The 7,440-nt window shown below is 42.6% G+C and carries 8 protein-coding genes; 5 read left to right on the forward strand and 3 right to left on the reverse strand.

Translation table 11 applies throughout. The annotated features are described in order from the left end of the window. On the forward strand, nucleotides 1–1,233 hold a 1,233-nt coding region (locus EKM76_RS12350), incomplete at its 5' end, for a mucin-binding protein (RefSeq protein WP_125550913.1). A 425-nt stretch (nucleotides 1,234–1,658) separates the two neighbouring features. Here EKM76_RS12350 and EKM76_RS12355 read toward each other — a convergent pair. Continuing rightward, nucleotides 1,659–1,877: a P8 family protein gene (locus EKM76_RS12355; protein ID WP_125550914.1), complete on the reverse strand. Its 219-nt coding sequence runs from the start codon at nucleotides 1,875–1,877 to the stop codon at nucleotides 1,659–1,661. A 222-nt stretch (nucleotides 1,878–2,099) separates the two neighbouring features. Here EKM76_RS12355 and EKM76_RS12360 point away from each other — a divergent pair, with 222 nt between their 5' ends. Continuing rightward, a complete protein-coding gene (locus tag EKM76_RS12360) occupies nucleotides 2,100–2,975 on the forward strand; it encodes a YitT family protein (protein ID WP_125550915.1) in 876 nt (291 codons plus the stop codon). 48 nt (nucleotides 2,976–3,023) lie between these two features. Here the strand turns inward: EKM76_RS12360 and brnQ are convergent, their stop codons facing one another. Then, nucleotides 3,024–4,373 carry a branched-chain amino acid transport system II carrier protein gene (brnQ, locus tag EKM76_RS12365; RefSeq protein ID WP_125550916.1) on the reverse strand — a complete coding sequence of 450 codons (1,350 nt, stop codon included), beginning with the start codon at nucleotides 4,371–4,373 and terminating at the stop codon, nucleotides 3,024–3,026. 131 nt (nucleotides 4,374–4,504) lie between these two features. Here brnQ and EKM76_RS12370 point away from each other — a divergent pair, with 131 nt between their 5' ends. After that, nucleotides 4,505–5,410, forward strand: a complete 906-nt coding sequence (locus EKM76_RS12370; protein WP_125550917.1) for a deoxyribonuclease IV — start codon at nucleotides 4,505–4,507, stop codon at nucleotides 5,408–5,410. A 76-nt stretch (nucleotides 5,411–5,486) separates the two neighbouring features. Here EKM76_RS12370 and EKM76_RS12375 read toward each other — a convergent pair whose 3' ends face one another. Next, nucleotides 5,487–6,320, reverse strand: a complete 834-nt coding sequence (locus EKM76_RS12375) for a pyruvate, water dikinase regulatory protein (RefSeq protein WP_125550918.1) — start codon at nucleotides 6,318–6,320, stop codon at nucleotides 5,487–5,489. A 266-nt stretch (nucleotides 6,321–6,586) separates the two neighbouring features. Between EKM76_RS12375 and rpsU the strand changes: the two genes are divergently transcribed. Together rpsU and EKM76_RS12385 are read left to right on the forward strand one after the other, a co-directional pair. Then, complete coding sequence (gene rpsU / locus EKM76_RS12380; RefSeq protein ID WP_068224497.1) at nucleotides 6,587–6,763, forward strand: 30S ribosomal protein S21; 177 nt, start codon at nucleotides 6,587–6,589, stop codon at nucleotides 6,761–6,763. Between the two features lie 29 nt (nucleotides 6,764–6,792). Further along, nucleotides 6,793–7,239 (forward strand): GatB/YqeY domain-containing protein, encoded by a 447-nt coding sequence (locus EKM76_RS12385; protein WP_125550919.1) that lies wholly within the window; start codon nucleotides 6,793–6,795, stop codon nucleotides 7,237–7,239. Nucleotides 7,240–7,440 lie beyond the last annotated feature (201 nt).

A 7,440-nucleotide genomic window follows, 5' to 3' on the forward strand; every position in this document is an offset into this window, starting at 1 on the left:
GCTAACATTACGGTCACTTACACCAATAATGGTGGCACCACAGTTGAACCAACGGATCCACAAGAACCAGGTACACCGATCGATCCAACGGATCCGGAAGGGCCTAAGTACCCAGAAGGGGTCAGTGAAAGTGATCTGAACAAGACGGTCAGTCGGACGATCGCTTATAAAGGTGCTGGCAATGCGACACCGCAGACTGTGACCCAAACGGCACATTATATGCGGACCGCAAAGATTGACGGTAAGACTGGTGAATTATTGAGTTATGGCGACTGGGTCTTAGCTACCAGCGAGGATGGGAATAACACTAATGATGGCTTTACTGCCGTTACTAGTCCTAAAGTAGCTGGTTTCACTGCTGATAAGAATGTGCCAGCAGCTACACTGACCAACGATGAAGTTTCTGACTTCAAAGCAGATACGGCGAATGTAACTGTAACGTACACTAGTAATGGCAGTATCGAAGTCCCTGATCCAACTGATCCAACTAAACCAATTGATCCAACCAATCCAGAAGGACCTAAGTTCCCTGAAATTACAGCAGCTGATTTGAATCAGACGGTTACTCGGACTACCGCTTACTACGTCAAGGCCAGCAATGATCCGAATGCACCAGCTGCGCCACAGACAGTTACGCAGACGACTAACTACAAACGTAGTGGCATCGTTGATAAAGTGACCGGTGAGCTGCTTGGTTTCACTGACTGGGCCGTAAATGGGGCCAATAACTTGGTTGACATCGCTAGTCCAGAATTACAAAACTATGTCGCTGATCCGGCTAATATTGCCGGAGTCACGTTATCTAACGATGATATCAACGCGCTGCGTGCTGGTGGTCAAAATCTTGACCAAACCGTTACCTACACCTTTAATGGTAGTGTAACAACGCCGGAGAATCCTGGTGGCGGGGGTGAGAATCCTGGCAACGGTGGCAACAATGGTAATAATGCCAACAATAATGGTAACAACAATAACAACGGTGCACCTGGTGCTGATCAATCAGGTGCTTCAGCAACGGTGGTACACACGGCAATTAAACCAGCGACTAAACCAGTTGTTGTCTTAGCTGGTGATGCAACTAGCTTGAAGCGAGCTGGCAATGAGCACAAATTACCACAGACGAATGAAAGTGCTAATGCTTACTTGGGTCTGGTCGGTATGTTTATTATCGGCTTGGCTGCCTTAGCTGGCATTGAAATGGATCGGCGCCGTCGCCGTGATGGCAAAGATTAGATACAATAATTGTTAATTGAGCTTGCTAGTTAGTGAAAAAAAGGGGGCAGTTGGTCAATAGTATCAGAAGAAGCAACGTAACTAGGTGGCTAGTTGCGTTGCTTCTTTTTTGTGGTTGTAAGTAACTACCCGAACGTTAATTTTGCGGCTATTCATTATGGAAAATTAATCACTTGAGCCAAAGTGTGACTAATTGCCTGTATTAGTGTGTTTAAGAACGATGATATTAAATTACAGTAAATGGTATCTGATAGATTAATTGTCAATTTAAACCTATTTATGTGGTAATTGAGTGATCCTGAATCAGTGGCTGTTAACTAATTGACATAAGTATCACGGATGAAAAATAACGCTAACCGTCGTTATCCAAATAAATAGCCGTAGAAATCATTAACTGATTTCTACGGCTATTTGATCCAAGCAGTTTATTTTTTTAAATTAGTTTCAATGAACTGTCTGATTTCGTCCTCACTTTTATCGCTGGTGTAAGGCTTAACATCAACAACGGTTTTGTCGGTATCGCGATTGTTTTTCTCCATAAAATAATCCCAGATCGCGTCGCGGACAACCGTGTTGCTATCGCTCCAGTCAAATGCTTCACTCATCTTTTCGTTAAGAATATGTGCTTCTGTGACTTCTGCCATAATGCTTACCTCCTAGATTTAGTTAACGGACTAATTAATCCCTTAGTTCACTTTCTAGTATAGTCCTTTTTGGAAAAAGTGTGTCATTAAATGCGTTTAAAAATTAGATTTATCGGCTTAAAGGCTGTTAAGTGGCGCCGATATGTTATAATGCATTCATCAAGGAACAGTTGAGTGGGAGCTGAACTGAACTAATTTAAAAAGAGGTTAGAAAAAAAGAACATGGATGATTTACAGCGCGTGATGCGGCGCCATCAATATACCGCTAAAGTTTCAACTGCCTTTTTATATTCAATTTGTGTTTCGATCGCAATGAACTTTTTCTGGCAGCCGGGTAATATTTATGCGTCAGGGATCACAGGGTTTGCTCAGTTGTTATCAACATTAAGCGGTCGTGTTTTTTCATTTAGTATTTCGATCCCAATTCTGCTATTTCTATTGAATCTGCCATTATTTGTATTGGCGTGGCGGCAAATTGGTCATCGATTTACGATATTTACGTTTATTGCCGTCGTTTTTTCTAGTGTGATGATGAAGTTCATCCCGATTACGCAAATTACCTTTGATCCGATTATTTGTGCTATTTTTGGTGGCGTTGTTAATGGCTTTGGGACAGGTCTAGCTTTAAAGAATGGCATTTCTACCGGTGGTTTGGACATTATTGGTTTGGTGTTAGGCAAACGAACTGGTAAAAGTATTGGCACAATCAACATCATGTTTAATGCCTTTATTGTGGTTGCCGCCGGTTTTATTTTTGGTTGGCCCTATGCTTTTTATAGTGCGCTAAGTATTTTCGTCAACGGTAAAGTGATGGACATGGTCTATACGCGCCAGCAGAAAATGCAAGTCATGATCGTTACCGACAAGCCACGCAAAGTGATCGATCATATTCAAAATCGGATGCGCCGTGGGATCACGATCGTGCATGATGCTGAAGGTGCCTATCAGCACGATGAAAAAACGATTCTATTTACCGTTATTTCACGTTATGAAATGCATGATCTGCAAGTGGCCATGCATGATTCGGATCCGCGGGCGTTTGTGAGCATTTCTGATACGGTTAAAATTTTGGGTCATTTTTATGAGCCAACGATTTAAAAAAAGGGCCACCACTTGATTGTTAAGTGGTGGCCCTTTTTGGGATACTTATTTTTCAGTGGGCAATAATTTAGCTAGTAGTAAGCCGATTAAAAAGCCGCTGAGCGCTGGAATTAACCAACCCATACCAATGTTGAAAAATGGTAAATAATTTCGGGCTAGTGTGACAATAGTTTTAGCGACTGCTGTATTAGCAATGATCGCCGGTGCAGTGTGCAAACCGTCGGCAACGGCAGCAATTAACGTAAAGGCCGTTGTGGTAACGTAAACGATCTGCCGCTGTTTGAACAAAGGCCCAGTGATACCCAGCAGCATCAATGTGATCGCCAAGGGATAGATAAACATTAAAACTGGGGTCGAGTAGGCAATGATCGCGGTCAAACCAATGTTGGCGAAAATTCCAGGCAGAATACTGGCGCCAGTCACGTACCAGAGATAGTTGCCTTTAGGAAACAGCTCATGAAAGGTTTCGCCAAAAGCTGAAACTAAACCGATCGCCGTTTTAACACAGGCTAAAATAACCAGTAAAGCCAGCAATATACTGCCAAAACCACCAAAGTAATACTTAGCAATTGCCGCCAAAGCAATGCCACCGTTAGCGGCGGGCTTGAACTGGCCTAAACTCATGGTGCCCATAATAGCCAGTAACGTGTAAATAACACCCATTAGGACGATACTGATCAGACCTGATTTCATCGTATCCATGGCAATTGTTGTTGGTTTGGTCACACCCAACTTGCGAATCGTATCGGTGACGATCACGCCAAAAGCTAGTGCGGCTAGCGCGTCCATAGTGTTATAGCCTTCGGTGAAGCCAACGAAGAAAGGCTGCTGAGAATAGGCGCTGGTGACCGCCGCATGATTGATACCACCCAGTGGCCGCACCAAGGCCGTGATCAGTAATAAGCCGAGGATGATCAAAAATGCTGGGGTTAGGTATTTGCCAACTACGGCGATCAGTTGTGAAGGGCGCCGGGCAAACCACCAGGTGACCGCAAAGAAAATAATTGAAAAAATAATGAGTGCGCTGGTATGCGAACCGTCTTTTAAAAAAGGGCTGATCCCGATTTGAAAAGAAGTTGTGGCCAGACGAGGTAATGCAAAAAATGGTCCGATCGTTAAATACAATAGGATCGTAAAAATATAAGCATAAGGGCGACCGACATGTCCAGCTAGTTCGAAGACGCCTTTACTCTGTGATAAACCAATGGCAACGACACCCAATAATGGTAAACCGATTCCGGTTACTAGGAAGCCTAGATTTGCTAGCCAAACGTTTTGACCACTATTTTGACCGAGAAAGACTGGGAAAATCAAGTTACCGGCACCAAAAAATAAACCGAATAACATGGAGCCGATATACAGATATTCGCGTTTGGTTAAGCGATGTTGTTGCATGACATATTTCCTCCTTAAAACAAAGTTAAATCTGTAATTGCTTTCATATAATGAACTATGCTTAAATAAAACTTAGATCGATCTCTTTAGAGTACCTAATTTTTGAATAAAAGTAAAAGGATGCGGTATCGATGTTATTAATCGGCTCACACGTTGCCATGCGCGGTAAAGAAATGTTCCTTGGTTCAGCTAAGGAAGCCGCTAGTTATCGCGCGACCACGTTTAGTATTTATACTGGTGCCCCGCAAAATACACGGCGTAAATCAATTGCTGAATTAAATATTGCGGCTGGGCAGGCGTACATGCAGCAGCATGGCATACAAAGTGTTGTGATCCATGCGCCGTACATTATTAATTTAGCGAATACGATCAAACTAGATCACTTCGATTTTGCAGTGCAGTTTTTACAGGCTGAAGTGGCACGCGCGCAAGCATTAGGCGCACAACAAATTGTATTACATCCTGGTGCGCATGTCGGTGCTGGGGCTGCCGCTGGTATTGCTAATATTATCAAAGGTTTGAATGAAGTACTGCAGCCGCAGCAAACCGTACAAATTGCTTTAGAAACCATGGCTGGTAAAGGAACAGAGGTTGGCCGTAGTTTTGCGGAGCTAGCGCAGATCATTGCTGGGGTTAGCTTGAATGAAAAGTTAAGCGTTTGTTTTGATACTTGCCATACCAATGATGCTGGATATAACATTAAGGAAGATTTCTCCGGTGTACTGACGGAATTTGATCAAATTATTGGCCTAGATCGTCTAAAAGTGATGCACCTAAATGATTCTAAAAATCCGCAAGGTAGCCACAAGGATCGTCATCAAAATATTGGCTTAGGGACGATTGGCTTTAAAGCATTAAATGAAGTCGTACATTTACCTGAATTAGCACAGATCCCGAAAATAATGGAAACACCATGGGTCAAAACAGATGCGGGAGCTAGTTTTGCACCGTATGGGCATGAAATTGCAATGTTGACCGAACAAGAAATGAATCCTAATCTAATGGCAGATATTATTGCCCAGCAGCCGTTCAATTAAAATATTGCTAAGCAAAAAGGCGCGATAATTGGAGATTTATTCTCGCAATTCTCGCGCCTTTTTATTATATTTGGTGTTATTCTTCCTTGTTACCGTAATGGTCAAGCCCCATGTTTTCTAAAATCAATGTGGCTGTTTCTTCGATCGAACGATGTGCAGTGTTGATGACGTAACAACCAATTTTGTCATATAGTTGCTTTGCAAAATCAAGTTCGGCGACGATTTGATTCATGTCTGAATAAGCAGTATCCGGATTTAAACCGTAAGCAATCATCCGTTCACGGCGAAAGTTGTTTAAAACAGCAACATCGGTGGTCAGCCCGATAATTTTTTTCGGATCAACTTGCCAGATCTGTTCCGGAATATGCGCGGAGGGAACTAGGGGTAAATTAGCAACTTTAAGATTACGATTAGCTAAAAATAGTGACAGTGGTGTTTTTGAGGTCCGCGAAACGCCTAGCAAAACAATATCAGCTTCGAGAAAGCCTTTTGGATCTTTGCCATCATCATACATGACCGCAAATTCCATTGCCGAGATGCGGTCAAAATAACGATCATTTAAGCGATGGATCGCGCCGGCTTCACCGCGGGGCATTTCGCCAGAGCGCTGGCTGATCTCCTGCATGATGGGTCCTAATAAATCGTAGTAAGTTAATTTTTGATCAATCGCAAATTGATTGACACGCTTAGATAGATCGCCGGTAACTAGAGTCTGAATAATTACTGGTCGCTCTGCTTCTGCCTGTTTTAGGACATCATCCAAGCGGCTATCTGAATTGGTGAACGGAAAACGGTAATAGATCGGATCAACGTTAGCGAACTGTGCTAATGCTGCACGAACAATGTTTAAAGCTGTTTCACCAACGGAATCAGAAATAATAAAAAATTTGATTTCGGTTTTACTGGACATAAGCTGAAACTCCCTTATTATGGAATAGATTGGAGTTGCCACAAGAGCAAACGCGACAGACTCACGCTTTTGTAATTGTTTTCATGATAGCATATAATTACGATCGACTAGTAGTAATTTAAAAAATACGCAAATATTATCGTTTGCTAGCCGCTTTCTTATTGACGGGGCGGCAATCGTTGGGTATAATAAAACACGAATCGAATTTTATGAGAGTAATCTTGCGAAACGGTTCCATTTTCGAGCTCGGAGGGAGGGATATCATAATGGCAAAGACAGTCGTTCGTAAAAACGAATCTCTTGATGATGCTCTTCGGCGCTTCAGACGCACTGTATCCAAAAATGGTACGTTGCAAGAATACCGCAAACGTGAATTCTACGAAAAGCCAAGTGTTAAACGTAAATTAAAATCAGAAGCAGCAAGAAAACGCAAAAAGTTCTAGTTTACTTGCCTACTAAGGGATGAGTATCCATGAGTCTGATCGATACGTTAAATGTTGACCTAAAGACCGCAATGAAAGCACGCGACAAAGCTAGATTAGCTGTTGTGCGGATGTTGAAGGCCGCCGTTACGAATGAACAAATCAAGCTTGGTCATGAACTTAATGAACAAGAAGGACTAGCGGTACTTGCCACTGAACTGAAGCAACGCAAAGAGTCACTAGAAGAATTTTCGAAGGCGGGGCGTGATGATCTAGTCACACCTTTGCAAGAAGAAATTAAAATAGTGAAAGAGTATTTGCCGCAACAGCTGACCGAAGCGGAAGTTAGTGACCTAGTCACGACGACCGTCGCAAAGCTTGATGCAACGTCGATGAAAGATTTTGGCAAGGTGATGCAAACGTTAATGCCGCAGGTTAAGGGCAGAGCGGATGGCGCCTTGGTTAATCGTTTAGTCAAATCAGCTTTAACTAAATAGTCAGTCAAAATAGTCGAGCTTAGGTTCGGCTATTTTTTTGGCGCAAAATATCGGCTCTTTGTCAAATCCTGTTGATAGCTAATTTTAGACAGAATTGGAAGTTAAGCAACTTCCAATTCTGTTTTTTTATTTGGTTTCGTGCGCATCTGTTGTAACTTGATTCGAGAAACTAAATGATGATAGTTACGGAAGCCAAAAGCC

Source organism: Loigolactobacillus zhaoyuanensis (genome assembly GCF_003946385.1).
Taxonomy (GTDB): domain Bacteria; phylum Bacillota; class Bacilli; order Lactobacillales; family Lactobacillaceae; genus Loigolactobacillus; species Loigolactobacillus zhaoyuanensis.

What these genes read in the sequence shown, in the direction of transcription:
- EKM76_RS12355 (WP_125550914.1), bottom strand. Translation starts at nt 1,877, where the DNA reads ATGGCAGAAGTCACAGAAGCACATATTCTTAACGAAAAGATGAGTGAA.
- EKM76_RS12360 (WP_125550915.1), top strand. Translation starts at nt 2,100, where the DNA reads ATGGATGATTTACAGCGCGTGATGCGGCGCCATCAATATACCGCTAAA.
- brnQ (WP_125550916.1), bottom strand. Translation starts at nt 4,373, where the DNA reads ATGCAACAACATCGCTTAACCAAACGCGAATATCTGTATATCGGCTCC.
- EKM76_RS12370 (WP_125550917.1), top strand. Translation starts at nt 4,505, where the DNA reads ATGTTATTAATCGGCTCACACGTTGCCATGCGCGGTAAAGAAATGTTC.
- EKM76_RS12375 (WP_125550918.1), bottom strand. Translation starts at nt 6,320, where the DNA reads ATGTCCAGTAAAACCGAAATCAAATTTTTTATTATTTCTGATTCCGTT.
- rpsU (WP_068224497.1), top strand. Translation starts at nt 6,587, where the DNA reads ATGGCAAAGACAGTCGTTCGTAAAAACGAATCTCTTGATGATGCTCTT.
- EKM76_RS12385 (WP_125550919.1), top strand. Translation starts at nt 6,793, where the DNA reads ATGAGTCTGATCGATACGTTAAATGTTGACCTAAAGACCGCAATGAAA.